Genomic DNA, 17242 nt, shown 5'->3' on the forward strand with positions numbered 1-17242 from the left:
GATCGCTTCTTTCCTGAACCATGTTCAGGAGAGTTCAGCGTGAATGTATCAGGTTCCGACGGCTATCCAGAAGTCCTTCCTGGCAGCCATTCTGGCCCTCGCCTGCCTGGGGAGAGGGATCCCTACTGTGGCTCGTCCTTGGCCGGAGATTGTGGATTCTGGGCGGCTGCGCGTTGCCGTAAAAGACAACTTGAGGCCGCTGGGGTTTCGCACTCCCCAAGGGGATCTGCAGGGGTTTGAGATCGAGCTGGCTTGTGAGCTGGGATCCCGGCTGTTGGGCTCGGCAGAGGCTGTGGAGTTGGTGCCGGTCTCGAATGTAGAGCGGCTGCAAGTGTTGGCTGATGGCCAAGTGGATCTGGCCATCGCTCAGATCGGCATTACCCCGGATCGGGCGCGCCAGGTGGAGTTCACTTCTGCTTACTATCAGGATGGCCCCAGCTTGGTTGTGGCTCGTTCCCACAACTGGGAAAGCTGGTCGGACTTGCGGGGCGGTCGCGTTGCAGTCTTGCGCGGTTCCAGCGCCATTCCCCTGCTGAATCGATACCTGCCAGGGGTGGAGTTGGTGCCTGTCGATTCCTACCGAGAAGGGGCGGAACTGCTCCTGAAAGGGGCGGTGCAGGGGTGGGCAGCAGATCGCTCGGTGCTGGCAGGGTGGCTAGCAGAGCATCCCCGTCGCGACAGCGCTGCGGAGCAACAGTTTCAATTTCTGGGATCCCCCTTGGCAACGGTGGGGCTGGGCATTGCCATGCCCAAGGGGCTGCAGCACGCCGAATTGCGGCTGCGGGTGCGCCGAGAACTGGAGAATTTGCGGGCTGAGGGCTGGCTGACAGAGCGGGCCAGAGCCTGGGGGTTGCCCTAAAGTTGAGGATACTCCCTACTCTTTTTTGTCTCTCTTGGGAAGATTTCTCTCTTGAGCAGAAAGGCGGGCTCAGTGCAGAAAGTGACGTATGCCGGTGCAAACCATGGCAATACCGGCAGCGTTGGCAGCAGCAATGGAATCGGCATCGCGGATGCTCCCCCCCGGCTGGATGATGGCGCGGATCCCTGCTTGGGCAGCCATCTCCACGCTGTCGGCAAAGGGGAAGAAGCCATCGCTGGCCAAAACAGCTCCTGCTGCTTGGGATCCCGCCTGCTGGAGAGCGATCTCCGCTGCTCCCACCCGATTCATTTGTCCGGCTCCGACGCCGAGCGTCTGCCTCTGCTTGGCGACGACAATGGCGTTGGATTTCACATGTTTGCAGACTATCCAGGCAAATTCCAGATCCGCCCACTCCTCCGGTGTGGGCTGGCGCTGGGTGACCACTTGCCAAGAAGGGGGGCTGTCGGTTTGCGTCGGTTCCTGGTCGCGACAGCGTTGCAGAGCAACAGGTGAATCGGCGTCTTGCACCAGAAAGCCCCCGGCCAGGGTGCGGATTGTTTGGGCAGGCCCCACACACAAGTCCGGCAAGATCAAGACCCGCAAGTTCTTTTTGACTGACAGTAGCTCAGCCGCTTCTGGAGTGCAATCGGGAGCCACCACACACTCCAAAAAAGGCTCCACCAGCCGTCGGGCGGTCTCTGCGTCCAAGGGTTGGTTGAGGGCGACGATGCCCCCAAAGGCCGAAACTGGATCAGCAGCCAGGGCAGCCTCGAGGGCGGCAGCCGGCGATGGGCGAATGGCCACCCCGCAGGGGTTGTTGTGCTTAACCACCACCGCCACCGCTTGTTCAGGTTGCAAGAACTCCCTCCGAGCAGAGCCAGAAGACACAGAGCCCTTCCCGTCAGTGGGCCGCGTCGCATCAGCATTGCGGAGTAACAAGGTTAACTCTGCCGCCAGGGCACGGGCCGCCTCCAGATCCAGCAGGTTGTTGTAGCTCAGCTCTTTCCCTTGCAACTGTTTGGCTTTATGCCAGCCGGGGGCAGCCGGATCCGTCACATACCAAGTGGCAGCTTGATGGGGATTTTCCCCGTAGCGCAGGCGTTGCCACAGGATCCCTTGCAGTTGAAACCTGTCTTCAGCGGCAGCTGCGGAGGACTGGGAGGGACCTGCTAGCTCCAGGCGAGCCAGGTAGGTGACGATGGCGCGGTCGTAGGCCAGCACCTGCTCAAAGGCCCGACGAGCACACTGGAAGCGAAACGCCAGCCGCTCTGTTTCCCCATAGGCCCCGGAGAGCAGTTGCAAATACTGGGGGTACTGGCTGGGATCCGTCAGCACCGTAACGTAGGGATAATTTTTGGCTGCCGCCCGCGCCAAAGTGGGCCCGCCGATATCGATCTGCTCAAAAGCTTCCTCCAGAGACACTCCTGCCTGGGCCACTGTCTGTTCAAAAGGGTAGAAGTTGACCACCACCAGTTGGATGGGAGGGATCCCCAGCGCCTCTAGGTCTGCCCGGTCTTCGCTGCATTCCAGGCGGGCCAAAATGCCGCCGTGGATGCGGGGGTGCAGCGTCTTCACCCTTCCCCCCAAGATTTCCGGCGCGCCAGTGTGGGCAGAGACAGGGGTGACCGGGATCCCAGCTTCTGAGAGCGCCTTGGCGGTTCCCCCACTGCTGAGCAGTTGAAAGCCATGCTCTTGCACGAGGGACTGGGCCAGCGGGATCAGTCCGGTTTTGTCGGATACACTCAACAAAGCCAACGGTACAGAATCCTGGTCGCGACAGGGTTGCGGAGCAACAAGGGACATCGGACGGCGTTACCCAATAGAGATTCAGAGGAAAAAGCTGGCCAGCGCTCTCACAGCATACCCCGAAAGCTGGACCCTCTTGTCCAGCCACCTGGTTCATATCGTTCGCATCAGCGGTGCGGAGCACAATGGTGTTCAAAAGTGAACAGAGCCCGTTCGCGCTGCTCGGACGGAGTCCTCTCAGGAATAGTCTGCTTCGCCTCTAACCTGATCCTGCCGAGCCTGTTCCCGTTCCCGGTTAAGGCGGGCCACCTGGGCCTCCAGATCTTGAATACGGTGCAGCAACTGCTCGATTGCACGCCCCACCGGGTCAGGCATGAGATGGTGATCCAGGTCAATGCCATGGGCGGGGATGCGGCGCTGATGGGGCGGGATGACCGCACGGCCTGGGATCCCAACCACCGTCATGCCGGGAGCTACATCCTGAATCACGACCGCGTTGGCTCCGATACGAGCTTTTTCCCCAATGCGAACCGGCCCCAGAATCTTTGCCCCCGTGCCGACAATCACCCCATTTTCCAGGGTGGGATGACGTTTGCCCTTGTTCCAAGAGGTACCCCCCAAGGTGACCCCGTGGTAGAGGGTAACATCATCGCCAATTTCTGCCGTCTCACCGATCACCACCCCACAGCCGTGGTCAATGAAAAAGCGCCGCCCAATCTTGGCTGCCGGGTGGATTTCAATCAATGTGAAAGAACGAGCCAAGAAGCTGAGCAGCCGCGCTAGGAAAAACCAGCGCCGTTTCCACAGCCAGTGGGCGATGCGGTGCAAAAACAGAGCATGCACACCGGGATAAGTGAAGATGACCTCCCAGCGATTGCGTGCTGCCGGATCCCGATCGAAGACACAATCAACATCCTCCCAAAATTGCTGCCAGAACCCCAGTTTTGGCTCCGGCTTGCCAGCAGGGAGAGAATTGCCCTCCCCCGTTTTGGGGCTTTCCACCGCCGACTGCTCGGCCTCCGTCAGCATGAATGGTCTCCGTTTAGGAACCTCCACTCCCCTTTTAGCACTTTTTGCCGGCAGCAAGGAGAGATCTCCAATCGCGCCAAGGGAGCTCCTCGCGCAACTCTCCACTGGGTCGAGCTCAAGCAAATTGCCTTCTGCCCTAGCCTTTACTCAACTGCTGAGCCACCAGTTCTCCAATGGCTTGCGCGGCTCCCGGCTTGCCCCCCAGCCGCTGCAACTCTGCCTGCATTTGCTGACGGCGCTGGGGATCTTCCAACAGAACTCGCATTTGCTCGGCCACGGCCACCGGGCGCAAATGGCCCCGCAACTCTGGCACCACCTCTCGCCCCGCCCAGATGTTCGGCCAAGCCAAGTGGCCCAGCCAACGCAGAGCAATCCTATTGAAGACGCGGGCCAGCCAAGTGCCCAAGCCTGGAAGGCGGGTCAACAGGCCAAGAATCCCATCCCAGGCGCGCATTGCCTCCAGCTTGTTGGTAGGGATCACCACAACCATCGGCACCCCCAAATAGGCCAGCTCGGCGGTGTTGGCGCCAATGGTGGTCAGACAGAGATCACAGTTGGCCAGCACAGAATAGGCAGGGAAGCTTGTCCACAATTGCACCGTGCTGCCAAAGGGGGTAACAAACTGGGATCCCAGATTGGTCTGCTCCAGAATGGCTGAGGTGCCATAGATCAAAGCCATATCGGGATTGAGCTTGGGATGGGCATAGGCTGCCAATGACTGGGGGGTTTGTCCTGGGGCCACCGGGATCACAAAGCGGACATTCGGCAGCATCTGTCGCAGCTCATCGGCCACAGCCAACACCAATGGCACCCCCAAGGAGAGCTTGGCTGGCTTGGAGCCTGGGAGCAGCCCCACCTGATAGTGGGTGCGGTTCTCATCGCTCAGACGCTGCCAGCCGCGCGGTAGCAATTCTTCAAAGGCCTCCGGCCCGCTTACGCGAAAGGCCTCCGGCCCGCTTACGCGATCGGTGAAGCGGTTCCCCACTCTCTCTGGCGCAGTTCTTACAGGCTCCCCCTCGCCGATGGAGCTGGGAGATGCATCTTGGAGCAGGCCAAAGGCTTGGGTTGGGGAAGAAAAGCCTGCCGTGGGTTTGGAGGCAGCGGCAGGAGATCTGCTGCCAAGCCAGCCGGAAAGGGGCACCCCCGGCAAATAGACAGCGCTGGCTACGCCATCCGCCATCAAATCCCCGACAACGTGCATTTTGTGGGCCCAAGGGTGGCCCAGCAGCCGTCCGCCATCGTAGCGGCGTTTGATTGCCTCGGTTCGCACGGCGAAAGCATGTACCCAAGGCCGCCAACGGGGTTGATGCTCAGCATAGACCACCAGCCGATAGCGCAAGCGGCGAGCAATCCAGACGGCAAAAAACTGATCTCCCCCCAGGAACAGCACCACCCCTTGCTTGGCCCAATCCCAGGCTTCTTCGGTTTGGCCGGTAAGCAAAAAAGCCAGAAAAAAATCGGGATCCTGCACCCGATCCACATCGATGAACGCTTGGGCTATCTTCATCTCCTGCCCGGAAGCATGGGGGCAGGGGGAAAGTACCAGAGAAAGGCGTGCCTGAGGCAGTTGCTGGCGCAATTCCATCACCACCGGACGCACCCAGGTGGTCAGCTCTCCAGGGCCGTTTGAGAGAATAAGAATGTCATAGGGAGGCTCACCGCTGCTCAGTGGGGCCATCGGAGGCTGGGATCCTGCAATTAATCGTCTCATTCTACCGTTTGCCCATGGCCCTGGGCCGATTCCTGCCAGTCCGGAGATTTGTCGGGATCCCTTCCCAAAGAGGCAGCCCCAGCGTCGGCTGAGGGGCAAGGCGTTCTTCAGAGAGGCATCTGGCCATGCGAGAGGCCAGGGGATCCCTCAGGCCAGCAGGGACCCGCCGATCATCCCCGCCAGCAGAATAAACCCTTGCACCACATTTTGGCCGAAGATGGCCAGGTACAAGGTGGGAGAGGCATTCCTTTGGTGGAGCTGCCAGGTTTGCCGGCCCCAGAGGACAGTGACGATGGCCAAGCTGACAAAATAAACTCCATGCAACCGTAGGCTGAGGCCTACCCCCAACAGCGCGATGGCAGTGCCCAAAAAAAATAGCCCTACCGCCGTCGGCGTCCGCTGCCCGAAAAAACGGGCGCTGGAATGGATCCCGGCCCGCTCATCGTCCTCCCGATCCGCAAGAGCATAGACGGTATCAAATCCCAGTGTCCACAACACCGTGGCCAGCCACAGCCAGCCCAGCCCCTCTTCCCACAGGGGTGTGTTGGCATCTTGGCCGCTCACCGCCGTCCAACTGATGAGCACGGCAAATCCCCACGCCAGAGCCAGCACCAACTGCGGCACCGGAAACACCCGCTTGGCCCCCGGATAGAGCAGGATCACCGGCACCGCCGCCACACAGAGGGCAAAGCTAACCGGGTTGAGAAACAGCGCCAGCCCTGCCGCACAGGCCAAACTCACCACCGCCATCAGGATCCCGACGCCAACGGTCAACTCCCGGCTGGCCAACGGGCGATGGCGGGTGCGCTCCACCAGCGGATCCAAATCTCGATCCCAAAGATCGTTGATGACACAGCCTGCCCCACTGGCAGCCAGGCTGCCCAAAATGATGATCCCGACCAACGGCCAAGGGGGCGTTCCCCGTCCGGCCAAAAAAGCTCCCCACAGCGCCGGGATCATCAAAATCAATCGCCCTGCCGGCTTATGCCAGCGCAACAGCCGCAGAATGGCTCCGCCAGTGGCCCAGAGTGCAGAAGGGGAAGCAGACATAACCGGTTTCCGGCCAATCGCGACAGCGGGACGGAGTCCTTAAAGCGTGAGTTGCCGTTCGCGGGAGGGGTGCAGAGCACCATGAGGCGTGGGTAGGGGCGGCTCCACATTAGAGATCTTAAATCAATCATCCTGAATTATCAATCATCCTGAATTGCAGGTTTTTGGAATCCTTTCGGTTCCATTCGCCGTCTCAAGGCCCTGTGCAAGTCAGTCCGCCCCTGTTCTCTTTATTGGCCTGCCCTGGAAGTTTGATATCCTATCGGGGGGCTGCTGTTGAAGGTGGCGGCACTTGCCCTTCTCACCCTGTGAGGCTGTTATCGCTACGTGACGCTTCCGCGTTCGTGACGGCGGTGCGGAGCACTTGCGTGCAGGCGCAACGGAGTTCTGTATGGAAGCAACCCTCTCCATGACTGGTTCACTTCCTCAAGCCAAGGAAGCTGCTCCCCATCTGGAGACCCTGCTGGTGGTGGATGACGAGGATGCCATTCGGGAAACGGTTGCCCTGGCTTTAGAAGAGCAGGGGTATCAGGTTTTACAAGCCGCTGATGGTCGGCAAGCCCTTGAGATGGTGCATACGGTTGAGCGGCTGGATTTGATGATCTTGGATTTGATGTTGCCCAGCTTGAACGGTCTGGATCTGTGCAGGCTGCTGCGCAGGGAGGGCAACACGATTCCCATCCTGATGTTGACGGCCAAAAGTAGCGAAACCGACCGCGTGGTGGGCTTGGAACTGGGGGCCGACGATTATCTGACCAAGCCCTTCGGCATGCGGGAGCTGATCGCCCGCTGTCGTTCGGTGTTGCGCCGGCAACAACTGGCCCAAGCCAGCGATGCCACGGTGCTCCGTTACGGGGATCTGTGTATGTTTACCCAGGAGTGCCGCGTGTTGGTGCGGGGCGTTGAGGTGAGTTTTTCCCCCAAGGAATTTCGCCTGTTGGAGCTGTTTATGTCCAATCCCCGCCGCGTTTGGACGCGGGAACAGCTTCTGGAGCGCATCTGGGGATCCGACTTCATGGGCGACAGCAAGACCGTCGATGTACATATCCGCTGGCTGCGGGAAAAATTGGAGCTGGATCCCAGTAACCCAGAGTATTTGGTGACGGTGCGCGGGTTCGGCTATCGCTTCGGCTAGTCTTTTTGCTGGCCACGCCACCGGCGGGCAAAAGAGAGCGCCTCGGCACGAGTTTGAATCTGCCCCCAAGCCTGCGCCTCCTGGAGGTCTTGCAGCAACTGGCCTACCCAGGGGCCGGGTTTGGCCCCCAAGCTGTGCAGCAGATCGCGGCCATCCAGTAGGGGCACCAGATGGGCCAGGGGATCCTGGGGGTCTTCGTAGCGTTTGAGCCAAGACTCCAGCTTTTGAGGGTCGCCGCCCGTAGCCACCGCCAACAGCGCCAGGCCACCGAACAGGGATCCCGCCTGTTGATAAAGCCGCCACTGTTGCGCAGGGGTGGGGGAGTCCGTCAGGAGAAGCTGAAGCTGAGGCAGAAGATGGTGTAGCTTTTGGATGGCCCGCATTTCTGCCCGGCTGAAGCGCAGCCGCTCCAGCTCGGTTTCCACCCCTTCTGCCGTTTGTGTCAGTGGGACGGAGGCCTTGGTTCCTGCCGGATCCCACAACAAGGCCGCCAGCACCACTGCCAACAGCCTGCCGCGCCCTTCGCGTGAGGATGTCAAGGGCTGGGCCAGCTCTGTCAGCGTGCGGGGATACAGCAGTCGCCAGCGTTCGGCCCACTCCCACACCGCCTGAGCTTGAGGGAAGCCCGGACTTTCCGGTTTCAGATGGGGCAGCCAAGCCTGCAGCAACCCCGCCGCCACCGCCCCCTGTAGGTGAGCCAGCCCGGGGATCCCTGCCTCCAAGAGGGCCACTACCTCTGCCCGCACTCGTTCTGCCGCCACGTTGGCCAAAAGGGGGGCCCGCTCCCGGATTGCCTCTTGCGTAGCCGGATCCAGCACAAACCCCAGCTGAGCCGCCTGTCGATAACCCCGCAACAGCCGCACCGGATCAGCACTGAGGTTGTCGGGGTGGATCATGCGCATCCGGCTCTGGCGAATATCGGCTTGTCCGCCTGTGGGATCCAGCAGTTGCTCCCGTTGCAGATCCAAGGCCAGGGCATTGCAGGTGAAGTCCCGCTGCCTCAGATCCTCCTCAGGGGTGGATCCCGCCTGCAGCCCCACGTCCACGGTCAACTTTGCCAACACAATGCGGGCAATCTGCCGTTCGGGATCCAACACCACAAAGCCTGCCCCCAGCCGTCGCGCCACCCCTGCCGCCCAGCCCACGGGATCCACAGCGCACATCAGGTCCAAATCCACCGACGCTGAGGACTCCATCCCACCGTCGCGAGCGGGATCCCCAGCAGCACGGCCCTGCAGCCAAGCCAGGTAAGCATCCCGCAGGGATCCCCCTACCCAATAGCTTTTCTGCGGCAGCCACTCTTGGGGGAAAGGCAGCCGTTGGTAAAAATAGGTCAGCAGCCACTTCGTCAGCAAGGCTTCGCTCGGGCTTAGGGTCATTCCCAGTCAAAACTCCATGAAGATGAGACACCTGGGGTGGTAGGAGAACGCTTCTGGGGGTATGAAGTCAGCGTCCTCGTCTGGTCGGGTCAGCGTTGCAGAGCAACAATGAGCAGAGCAACAATGAAATGCCTGGCGTTCTTCCCTACCGCTCCAGCAGCGAGCCGCCCACAGCAGCAGGGACAAAGGCAGGAGCTGCCAAGCCCGGAGTGAGCAGATGAGGCCGCACCAGCGCCGCCAAGCCGGCAATGAACAGAGGGTCGGTATTTAAGGCGGGCACACGGCGAAAATCGGCAATCCCAGCTCGATGGGCCAGTTCCCGATACTCGATGTCAATCTCCTGCAGGGTCTCGATGTGCTCCGACACAAAGCTAATCGGCACCACCAGCAACTGCTTCACACCTCGGGATCCCAACTCCAGGATGACCCGTTCGGTATAGGGTTGCAGCCACCGCACCGAACCCACCCGGCTTTGATAGGAGAGGGTGTGGTCATTGGGGCGTCCCACCTGCTGCCAGATCAGCCGCACGCAGGCTTCCATTTCCCGTTGGTAGGGATCCCCGGCCTCGGTGACATAGCTTTCGGGAATGCCGTGGGCGCTGAACAGCACATGCACCCCCTCGGGAGCGGCAAACCCATCCAACTGTTCCCGAATCCCTCTAGCCATCGCCTGCACATACTGGGGCTGATCGTACCAAGAGCAGATCTGGCAGCGCTCGATGTGGGCCAGCTCCGGATCCTCAGCCCAGAGCCGATCCAGCAGCTTAAAGCTGGATCCCGTCGTGCTGATGGAATACTGCGGGTAGAGCGGCAGCACCACCAAGCGGGTGATCCCATCCGACTTGATCTGCTGCACCACCGACTCGATCAACGGATGCCAGTAGCGCATGGCAACATACACCGGCACGTCATAGCCCTCAGCCACCAGGTGGGCCTGCAGTTCTCGCGCTTGCTCAGCAGTAATGCGCCGCAAGGGGGATCCCCCCCCAATGGCCGCATAGTTGCGACGGGATTTTTCGGCCCGCAGCATGGAGATGGCCCAGGCAAAGGCCCGCTGCAAGAAGGGAAATGGCAGGCGGATCAGCTCGGGATCGGCGAACAGATTGTAAAGAAAGGGCTGCACATCAGCCTGGGTCTCTGGCCCCCCCAAGTTCAGTAGGAGCACGCCGCTTTTGGACATAACAAGGCTCATCGCGTTGGCGGTGCGGAGCACCATGTTCTTCTTTATCCACTATCCCACAGCGGGAAAGTGACCTTAAGTTTTTTTGCAGTCTTTCTCAGCTTTCCCCTCAGGAGAAACCACCCGATCGCAATCTCACCCAAACCCACAAGTCCGATCTGGGGACTCCGTCCCGCTGTCGCGAACAAAATCCAAAAAGGGATCCCCACCCACTGCAGGGATCCCCAGCCTTAAAACTCCACTGTCGTGCAGAGCAGCAGAGCGGTGTTAAAACTCTCGACCTCGGTAAACCCGCTGCAGGGCCGGAGTGACGGGGTAGCGATCAATATCGGCCAGGCTCAACTTCAAGCGCAGCGTATTGAGGAGTTTCCAGTAGGGGGGCACAAAAGCCTTTTCAGGGATGGGTTGGGCGGTAGGAGAAGGATCCCCAGGTCGGGCAACCGTCTCCACAGGGCTGCCGCGGTAGCGGAGCGGACGGGATCCGAGGTGAGCCGAGCGCAGCTCTCGGCTGGGATCCACCGTCAAGCCGCGAAACTGGATCGCCCCCGGACGAGAGGCTTCCCGATAGCGCAGATAGCCTGCCCACACCTGGGCAATCCACTCCGGCAAAGCTTCGGGCCGAATGTGATAGCGCTCCGGCAACAGACGGTCGTTGAGAAAACCAATGAGCCCAGACCAAACTTGCCAGACAAAAGCTCCGACGATGCGAGCAGCGGGAGACGATGAAATCTTCATGGTGGAAGCTGAAAAATGTAGAGAACCTGAAAAACCGGTGATGCAGCCAGAATTTGCCGTTGATTATATCAGCCTGGATTCATCGGAGCGCTCACTCTGAACGTTTTGGCCTCCAGTTTTTCTGCTCACTGGAAAGCAGAAGCCAGCTTGCGGCCAAGCGCGTTGAGCCACCCAAATCCATCGACTACAATAGGCCCAAGGCTTGGGTGTTGCTTTCTCTCTCTGAATCTTTAGCTGGTGAGGATCCTGGAAGCGCACCGACAAGCAAACTTCACTTCAATGACCACTGCACCTAATAGGGATCGACGGATTATGACCTGGCGCGGCGACATCACTCCCATCAATCGGCTGTGGGGATCCCTTCCCTACCTTCTGCCTTTGGTATCGGCTCTGCCCTTGGGCTTTTTGCCCTCTGGGCTGTTTCAATCTCTGCCAGGGCTGATCCCCATTTTTGCGCCTCTGTTTCGTCTGGTGCCCCTGGCCACGGGCTGGCTGGGAATGGGGGTGTTTTTGGTTCTGCTGTTCCTGGTGATCCGCAACACCCGCGTAGCCCATTTTGTTCGCTTCAACACCATCCAGGCGCTCTTGCTCAGCATTGCCTTGTTCTTGGTGCAGGTGCTGATGCAGGTGTTCGGCATGCTCTTTGGCAACCTTGGCCTGGCAGCGATGGTCAGCATTTTGGCCACCACGGCTCTCTTGGGGGTGATTGCCATCACCGTCTACGCCTGGGTGCAAAACATTCGCGGCCACTATGCCGAGGTGCCGGTGCTCTCTGATGCCGCCTATGCCTGGATTCGCTACTAGTTGTCAAGTCCCTGCGGGTCTGGTTGCCGATTTGCCGACCTCATCGGAGCCTAAGCCAACTCTTCAGCTCTCAAGGATTGTGGGAGGCCGGGGTGCCATCGGATTCGAGTTCTAGTCGCGCCAGCAGGACAGAGTCCTTTGTTGGGCAAGCCCTCACCCACCTGGACGCCTCTGGCCGAGCACAAATGGTGGAAGTGGGACACAAGCCCATGGTTGCCCGTTTGGCCACTGCCCAAGGGCAGGTACGCATGTCAGAAACGACTTTGCAGGCTATTCTGGCCGGTCAAGGGCCCAAAGGGAATGTGGTGGAAACAGCCCGGCTGGCCGGGATCATGGCTGCCAAGCGCACCGCCGATCTGATCCCGCTGTGTCATCCTCTCCCCTTGAGCAGCGTCACCGTGGATCTGAATCCGGATCCCCATCTGCCCGGCTTTCTGATCACCGCTACAGTGAAAACCAACGCCCAAACAGGGGTGGAGATGGAGGCTTTGACAGCAGTTTCGGTGGCTGCCCTCACCCTATACGACATGGCCAAGGCCTTGGAGAAGACGATGGTGATCGAACACATCCGGCTGCTGCGCAAGTATGGGGGGAAGTCTGGGCCTTTCGAGGCAGAGGATCGGGATAACGCCGAGAAATGCTAAAAGCGTTGTGCCAACCGGAGAGGGGTGTTGGGATAGGGTTGCTGGTGGGAGTCGTGGTGCTGCTCTGGCCCATGCTGCACCAGGGATATCCCATCACTCATTCCACCCACTTCAACCTCAGTTGGGCCTTTCAGTATCAACGACAGTTTTTCGGCGGGCAGTTTTACCCCCGCTGGCTGGAGTATTCCAACTTCGGCTACGGCAATCCTACCTTTGCCTTTTACCCCCCTCTGTGCATGGTGGCCCCTCTGCCGTTTCGCCTGCTGGAGCTGGATATGCCCGGATCCCTGGTGGCCAGCATGGGCTTGGCGATGGCAGTCTTTGGCGCAGGGCTGTATGCCCTTCTCCGGCAACTCATCCCCTGGGCTTGGGCTCTGGTTTTGGCTCTGGCGGGTATGGCCGGCCCCTATTGGCTGGTGGATATTTACCAACGGGGGGCAATTGGGGAAGTGTGGGCCATTGCTGTCTCTCCCTGGATTTTCTGGGCCTCAGTCCAGGTGATCTGCCGGCCCCAGTCCCTTTGGCCGATTGTGGCCTTAGCCATTAGCTACGACCTGTTGGCCCTATCTCACTTGCCCACTTTGCTGGTCTTTACGCTAACTTGGCTGCCTCTGCCTTGGGTGCTGGGCCGCTGGGATCCCCTCTGGCCCAGGGTGGGGCGCTGCTACTTGGGGTTTGGGCTGGGGCTGGGGTGGACGGCGTTTTATCTGCTGCCAGCCTTTTGGGATCAGCGCTTTGTCCAGGTGGACTTCGTCAATTTCGTCGAAGAGTACATGCCCCAACATCGTTTGATGGTGAGTGGGCTAACCCGGCTCCAGCCGCAACTGACGCAGCACTGGTTTGAAAGCGGCCTGGTAGGGTACTGGCTCTGGATGGTAGCCGTTGTCTTGGGTGTTGGAATCCTGATTCTCCCAACTTGGCTGGCCCGCAGGACAAGGGGGATGACCCCGATCCATTCCGCTCGTGCTGGCGAGACGGAGTCCCATGGTGCCTTAGAATCCTCTGCTCCCCTGGCCAAAGCCATCCTGCTCTACAGCTTGGGGGCCAGCTTGGTGGCCTTGCTGATGATGACGGATCTGCTGGGTTGGCTCTACGAGTGGATTTTGCCCCTGCGGCGCATTCAGTTTTCTTGGCGCTGGATGGCGGTGACATCAGTAACGGTGCCCTGGCTGTTGGGATCCCTGGCCGCCTGGGGGTGGGGGCAAAAGGGCTGGAGGATCCTCTTGATTGTGGGGATAGGTCTGGCAATGGGGATACAAAGCTGGCAGGGCTGGCAGGTCTTGTCCAGAGCCAGGTTTGACCCGCAAACCATCCAGACTTTTCAAGAGCTGTCTGCCGCTAAGCCATTTCCCAATGAGCCCCAGCAGCGACCGGGCATCGCTTTTCTTCACTGGCACTGGATCTTTCCCGATGGGCTGGCGCTGGTGGATGTGCTGGAGTACCGACCTCGCCAAGCAACCCTGCCCATGCCGCCCCCAGAGGTGGATCCGCTGCTGCGGTGGCAAGGCGACATGGTGAACTTTGGACGAGAACAAAGCGATCTGGAGCCACTGTTGGAAGTGGAGCAGTGGCGCTATGGCTACCGTCGTTTTCGGGCCGTTAACCCCACTGCTCAGGATCGATGGGTAGTCCTGCGCACGTTTTACTACCCTGCTTGGCGGGTACAGGTGGATGGTCGCCTCACATCTGCCGAGCACAATGGACTGGGGCTGTTGCAGGTGCGGATCCCGCCGGGGGATCATCGCGTGCAGGTGCGCTATCTGGGTACCCCAGCCGACTGGATAGGATGGATCCTGACTGGCCTAACGGGGGTGCTGCTGGTGAAGGTGCGGCGGCTGCTCCGCCTGCTGGGTTTGAACGGAGCGCGGAGACAAGAAACTCCAGAGGAGGTAACAGCATGCTGAGTCGCGTGGCCGATTCCATCTACTGGCTCAACCGCTACGTGGAGCGCGCCGAGAACATCGCCCGCTTCATCGATGTCAATCTCAACCTCATCCTAGACTTGCCCAGCGGTCCCGCTCAGCAGTGGGATCCCATCGTCTACACCACTGGGGATCAGGAGCTGTTTTACCAGCGCTATGGCCAGGCAACCCAAGAAACAGTCATCCAGTTCCTGGCTTTTGATAGGGATTACCCCAACTCCATCCTTTCCTGTTTGCGGCTGGCGCGGGAAAATGCCCGCTCTGTGCGGGAGGTCATTTCTTCAGAAATGTGGGAGCGGGTCAACCGCTTTTATTTGATGGTCAAAGAAGCGGCTCAGCAAGGCCCCCACCTGAGTCAGCTCCATGATTTTTTCACGGAAGTGAAGCTGGCCAGCCACCTATTCGCCGGGGTGATGGATGCCACCATGACCCACGGGGAAGGTTGGCATTTTGGCCAGATTGGCCGTCTTTTGGAGCGGGCGGACAAAACGGCGCGCATTTTGGATGTTAAGTATTTTATTTTGCTGCCCTCTCTGCAGTATGTGGGTACGGCTTTGGATGAGTTGCAGTGGATCGCCTTGCTGAAGTCGGCCAGTGCTTATGAAATGTATCGGAAATACAGCCGCCAGCACCGCATCAATCCCAGAGAGGTGGCCTCTTTTCTCATTTTGGATCGGCAATTTCCCCGCTCCATTCAGTTTTGTCTTATTCACGCAGATCGATCCCTGCACCAGATCACCGGCACCCCAGCCGATACTTGGCGGGATCCCAGCGAGCGAGCTTTGGGCCGCCTGCGTTCTGAGCTGGACTACCTGACCATCGACGACATTATGGAGCAGGGCTTACATGAGTTTCTCGACAAATTGCAGCTACAAATGAACCACGTTGGCGATTGCATCTACGAAACTTTCTTTGCCATTCGCCCCTTGCAACCGTCTGAATCCCCTCTACTCTCTCAACGTCAAGCCCAACTGACATGAACGGCCTCGACTCTAAATGCAACGAGAAAAACAGGACACCTGGCCAATTGGGCTGGATCGGCAGCCGACGGGAGTAGATGAGGCAGCCTTTATTGCCGCCAATGCCACACTGATCGGCGATGTCCAACTTGCGGAAGCGGTGAGCATTTGGTACAGGGCCATCTTGCGGGGGGATCTCTCGCCCATTGTGATTGGCCGCCGCAGCAACATCCAAGATGGAGCCATTCTGCACGGGGATCCCGGACAGCCGACCCTGGTTGGCGAGGAAGTGACCGTAGGCCATCGAGCGGTCATCCACAGTGCCCACATCGAGGGGGGATGTCTGATCGGGATTGGGGCCATTATCTTGAACGGGGTCACCATCGGGGCAGGCAGCATGGTGGGAGCTGGAGCGGTGGTCACCCGGTCTGTGCCACCTCGCTCTTTGGCGGCGGGGATCCCGGCCAAGGTTATCCGCACCCTCACCGAGGAAGAGGTCGAGCAACTGCGCCTTCACGCTCAGCACTACGTGGATTTGGCGCTTCAGCATGCCAGCCGCTTTGGCCGGTGGAGCAGAGGTTCGGGCGAGCGACTTTGAGCCTATTTTGCCAGCCGTCTCTCAACAGCCGGGATCCACACAGAGCACCCAGGTATCTTTGCTGCCGCCCCCCTGGGAGGAGTTCACCACCAGGGATCCCTTCTTGAGGGCGACGCGGGTCAGCCCCCCTGGGTGAACATAAATGTCCTTGCCATAGAGGATGTAGGGCCGCAAGTCCACATGACAGGGTTCTAGACGGGGGCCTTCTCCCCGATCCACCAAGGTGGGCACGCGAGAAAGGCACAGGGTGGGTTGGGCGATGTAGTTGCGCGGCTGGGCGCGGATTTTCTCAGCAAAAGCAGACCGCTCTGCCGGTGTAGCCTGGGATCCCATCAACATGCCGTAGCCACCCGACTCGTTGGCTGCCTTCACCACCAGCTTGTCGAGGTTCTCCAGCACATACGCCTGATCCTTGGGATCCCAGCAGAGGTAGGTGGGCACGTTGGGCAAAATGGCCTCTTCTCCCAGGTAGTAGCGGATCATCTGCGGCACATAGGCGTAGATCACCTTGTCGTCCGCCACCCCTGTTCCCAAAGCGTTGGCAATCGCCAGCCGCCCTGACCGATAAACCTCAAACAGGCCCGGAACCCCCAGTAGAGAATCGGGGCGAAAGGCCAGCGGATCGATGAAGTCGTCGTCGATACGGCGGTAGATCACATCCACCCGCTGCAGCCCCTTGGTGGTGCGCATTTGCAAATAGCCATCTGCCACCACCAGATCCCGTCCTTCCACCAGCTCCACCCCCATCTGCTGGGCGAGGAAAGAATGCTCGAAGTAGGCGGAGTTGTAGATGCCGGGGGTGAGCACCACCACCGTTGGATTGGCCAGTTGCGGCGGCGCCAGGTAGAGCAGAGTATCCAACAAGTGGCTGGGGTAATCGTCCACCGGGCGGATCCCCATTGTGTTGAACAGGGAGGGAAAGGTGCTTTTCATCACCCGCCGATTTTCCAGCACGTAGGAGATTCCCGACGGACAGCGCAGGTTGTCTTCCAGCACGTACCAAGTCCCGTCCCGATCCCGCACCAAGTCGGTGCCGGTGACGTGGCACCAAATTCTCCCCGGTGGGTTGAGCCCCACACAGGGCCGCAGAAATCCCTTGGCCGTCTCGATCAGCTCGGCAGGGATCACCCCATCCTTAAGGATCTTCTGGTCGTGATAGACATCGTCGATGAACAGGTTGAGGGCGTGGATGCGCTGCTTGAGACCCTTCTCCAGCCGCTGCCACTCGGAAGCCGAGACGATGCGGGGAATGATGTCAAAGGGGAAAATTCGCTCCGTGCCCTGGCTATCGCCATAGACGTTGAAGGTCACCCCCATTTGAAAGAGGGCCGCCTGCGCCGCCGCTTGCCGCTGCTGCAGTTCCCCTTCTTCCAGAGAATGAATGCGCTCAATCAGCGGGATCGCCTCAGGACGGGGCTGGTTACGCCCCAAAAACAGCTCGTCGTAAAACCCCTCGCCCGGGTCGTAGGCATCAAAACGCACGTCTGGGAT

At 59.8% G+C, this 17242-nt stretch carries 15 protein-coding genes; 7 read left to right on the forward strand and 8 right to left on the reverse strand.

The features are described from left to right. The first annotated feature begins 43 nt into the window (after positions 1-43). Positions 44-859: a transporter substrate-binding domain-containing protein gene (locus ACVW0C_RS00670; protein WP_457383979.1), complete on the forward strand. Its 816-nt coding sequence runs from the start codon at positions 44-46 to the stop codon at positions 857-859. A gap of 69 nt (positions 860-928) precedes the next feature. Here the strand turns inward: ACVW0C_RS00670 and purH are convergent, their stop codons facing one another. The 4 genes from purH to ACVW0C_RS00690 all read right to left on the reverse strand — a co-directional run bounded on the left by purH (position 929) and on the right by ACVW0C_RS00690 (position 6395). Next, positions 929-2662 carry a bifunctional phosphoribosylaminoimidazolecarboxamide formyltransferase/IMP cyclohydrolase gene (gene purH / locus ACVW0C_RS00675; RefSeq protein ID WP_457383981.1) on the reverse strand — a complete coding sequence of 578 codons (1734 nt, stop codon included), beginning with the start codon at positions 2660-2662 and terminating at the stop codon, positions 929-931. 180 nt (positions 2663-2842) lie between these two features. Then, positions 2843-3634 carry a serine O-acetyltransferase gene (gene cysE / locus ACVW0C_RS00680; RefSeq protein WP_414424610.1) on the reverse strand — a complete coding sequence of 264 codons (792 nt, stop codon included), beginning with the start codon at positions 3632-3634 and terminating at the stop codon, positions 2843-2845. Between the two features lie 136 nt (positions 3635-3770). Next, the gene (locus ACVW0C_RS00685) at positions 3771-5312 is read right to left on the reverse strand and encodes a hypothetical protein (protein ID WP_457383982.1); all 1542 of its coding nucleotides are present in this window, start codon (positions 5310-5312) and stop codon (positions 3771-3773) included. Positions 5313-5492: 180 nt separating this feature from the next. Beyond that, a complete protein-coding gene (locus ACVW0C_RS00690; protein WP_011434393.1) occupies positions 5493-6395 on the reverse strand; it encodes a 4-hydroxybenzoate solanesyltransferase in 903 nt (300 codons plus the stop codon). Between the two features lie 391 nt (positions 6396-6786). Here ACVW0C_RS00690 and ACVW0C_RS00695 point away from each other — a divergent pair, with 391 nt between their 5' ends. Then, complete coding sequence (locus ACVW0C_RS00695; RefSeq protein WP_011434394.1) at positions 6787-7530, forward strand: response regulator; 744 nt, start codon at positions 6787-6789, stop codon at positions 7528-7530. Here ACVW0C_RS00695 and ACVW0C_RS00700 read toward each other — a convergent pair. The 3 genes from ACVW0C_RS00700 to ACVW0C_RS00710 form a co-directional block, all read right to left on the reverse strand. Next, positions 7527-8909 (reverse strand): CCA tRNA nucleotidyltransferase, encoded by a 1383-nt coding sequence (locus tag ACVW0C_RS00700; protein WP_457383983.1) that lies wholly within the window; start codon positions 8907-8909, stop codon positions 7527-7529. The two genes, ACVW0C_RS00695 and ACVW0C_RS00700, sit on opposite strands and share 4 nt — an antisense overlap. A 145-nt stretch (positions 8910-9054) precedes the next feature. Next, positions 9055-10089: a ferrochelatase gene (hemH, locus tag ACVW0C_RS00705; protein WP_457384038.1), complete on the reverse strand. Its 1035-nt coding sequence runs from the start codon at positions 10087-10089 to the stop codon at positions 9055-9057. A gap of 267 nt (positions 10090-10356) precedes the next feature. Continuing rightward, positions 10357-10824, reverse strand: coding sequence for a hypothetical protein (locus ACVW0C_RS00710; protein WP_457383984.1), 468 nt, complete (start codon positions 10822-10824; stop codon positions 10357-10359). 312 nt (positions 10825-11136) lie between these two features. Here ACVW0C_RS00710 and ACVW0C_RS00715 point away from each other — a divergent pair, with 312 nt between their 5' ends. The 5 genes from ACVW0C_RS00715 to ACVW0C_RS00735 all read left to right on the forward strand — a co-directional run bounded on the left by ACVW0C_RS00715 (position 11137) and on the right by ACVW0C_RS00735 (position 15751). Then, positions 11137-11628 carry a Tic20 family protein gene (locus ACVW0C_RS00715; protein WP_457383985.1) on the forward strand — a complete coding sequence of 164 codons (492 nt, stop codon included), beginning with the start codon at positions 11137-11139 and terminating at the stop codon, positions 11626-11628. A 92-nt stretch (positions 11629-11720) separates the two neighbouring features. After that, complete coding sequence (gene moaC, locus ACVW0C_RS00720; RefSeq protein WP_011434399.1) at positions 11721-12272, forward strand: cyclic pyranopterin monophosphate synthase MoaC; 552 nt, start codon at positions 11721-11723, stop codon at positions 12270-12272. Positions 12273-12316: 44 nt separating this feature from the next. Further along, positions 12317-14176 carry a hypothetical protein gene (locus ACVW0C_RS00725; protein ID WP_457384040.1) on the forward strand — a complete coding sequence of 620 codons (1860 nt, stop codon included), beginning with the start codon at positions 12317-12319 and terminating at the stop codon, positions 14174-14176. Then, positions 14170-15174: an alpha-E domain-containing protein gene (locus tag ACVW0C_RS00730; protein ID WP_457383986.1), complete on the forward strand. Its 1005-nt coding sequence runs from the start codon at positions 14170-14172 to the stop codon at positions 15172-15174. Before ACVW0C_RS00725 ends, ACVW0C_RS00730 begins: the two co-directional genes overlap by 7 nt. Positions 15175-15190: 16 nt before the next feature. Then, the gene (locus ACVW0C_RS00735) at positions 15191-15751 is read left to right on the forward strand and encodes a gamma carbonic anhydrase family protein (RefSeq protein ID WP_457383987.1); all 561 of its coding nucleotides are present in this window, start codon (positions 15191-15193) and stop codon (positions 15749-15751) included. Between the two features lie 21 nt (positions 15752-15772). On the opposite strand, the gene ACVW0C_RS00740 is transcribed toward ACVW0C_RS00735, so the two are convergent. Then, positions 15773-17233 (reverse strand): circularly permuted type 2 ATP-grasp protein, encoded by a 1461-nt coding sequence (locus ACVW0C_RS00740; protein WP_457383988.1) that lies wholly within the window; start codon positions 17231-17233, stop codon positions 15773-15775. Positions 17234-17242 lie beyond the last annotated feature (9 nt).

Source organism: Thermostichus sp. OS-CIW-26 (genome assembly GCF_054058395.1).

Coding starts and splice junctions, on each gene's coding strand:
- ACVW0C_RS00670 (WP_457383979.1), top strand. CDS start 44: ATGTATCAGGTTCCGACGGCTATCCAGAAGTCCTTCCTGGCAGCCATT.
- ACVW0C_RS00730 (WP_457383986.1), top strand. CDS start 14,170: ATGCTGAGTCGCGTGGCCGATTCCATCTACTGGCTCAACCGCTACGTG.
- purH (WP_457383981.1), bottom strand. CDS start 2,662: ATGTCCCTTGTTGCTCCGCAACCCTGTCGCGACCAGGATTCTGTACCG.
- ACVW0C_RS00690 (WP_011434393.1), bottom strand. CDS start 6,395: ATGTCTGCTTCCCCTTCTGCACTCTGGGCCACTGGCGGAGCCATTCTG.
- hemH (WP_457384038.1), bottom strand. CDS start 10,089: ATGTCCAAAAGCGGCGTGCTCCTACTGAACTTGGGGGGGCCAGAGACC.
- ACVW0C_RS00710 (WP_457383984.1), bottom strand. CDS start 10,824: ATGAAGATTTCATCGTCTCCCGCTGCTCGCATCGTCGGAGCTTTTGTC.
- ACVW0C_RS00735 (WP_457383987.1), top strand. CDS start 15,191: ATGCAACGAGAAAAACAGGACACCTGGCCAATTGGGCTGGATCGGCAG.
- cysE (WP_414424610.1), bottom strand. CDS start 3,634: ATGCTGACGGAGGCCGAGCAGTCGGCGGTGGAAAGCCCCAAAACGGGG.
- ACVW0C_RS00695 (WP_011434394.1), top strand. CDS start 6,787: ATGGAAGCAACCCTCTCCATGACTGGTTCACTTCCTCAAGCCAAGGAA.
- ACVW0C_RS00685 (WP_457383982.1), bottom strand. CDS start 5,312: ATGGCCCCACTGAGCAGCGGTGAGCCTCCCTATGACATTCTTATTCTC.
- ACVW0C_RS00715 (WP_457383985.1), top strand. CDS start 11,137: ATGACCTGGCGCGGCGACATCACTCCCATCAATCGGCTGTGGGGATCC.
- ACVW0C_RS00700 (WP_457383983.1), bottom strand. CDS start 8,909: ATGACCCTAAGCCCGAGCGAAGCCTTGCTGACGAAGTGGCTGCTGACC.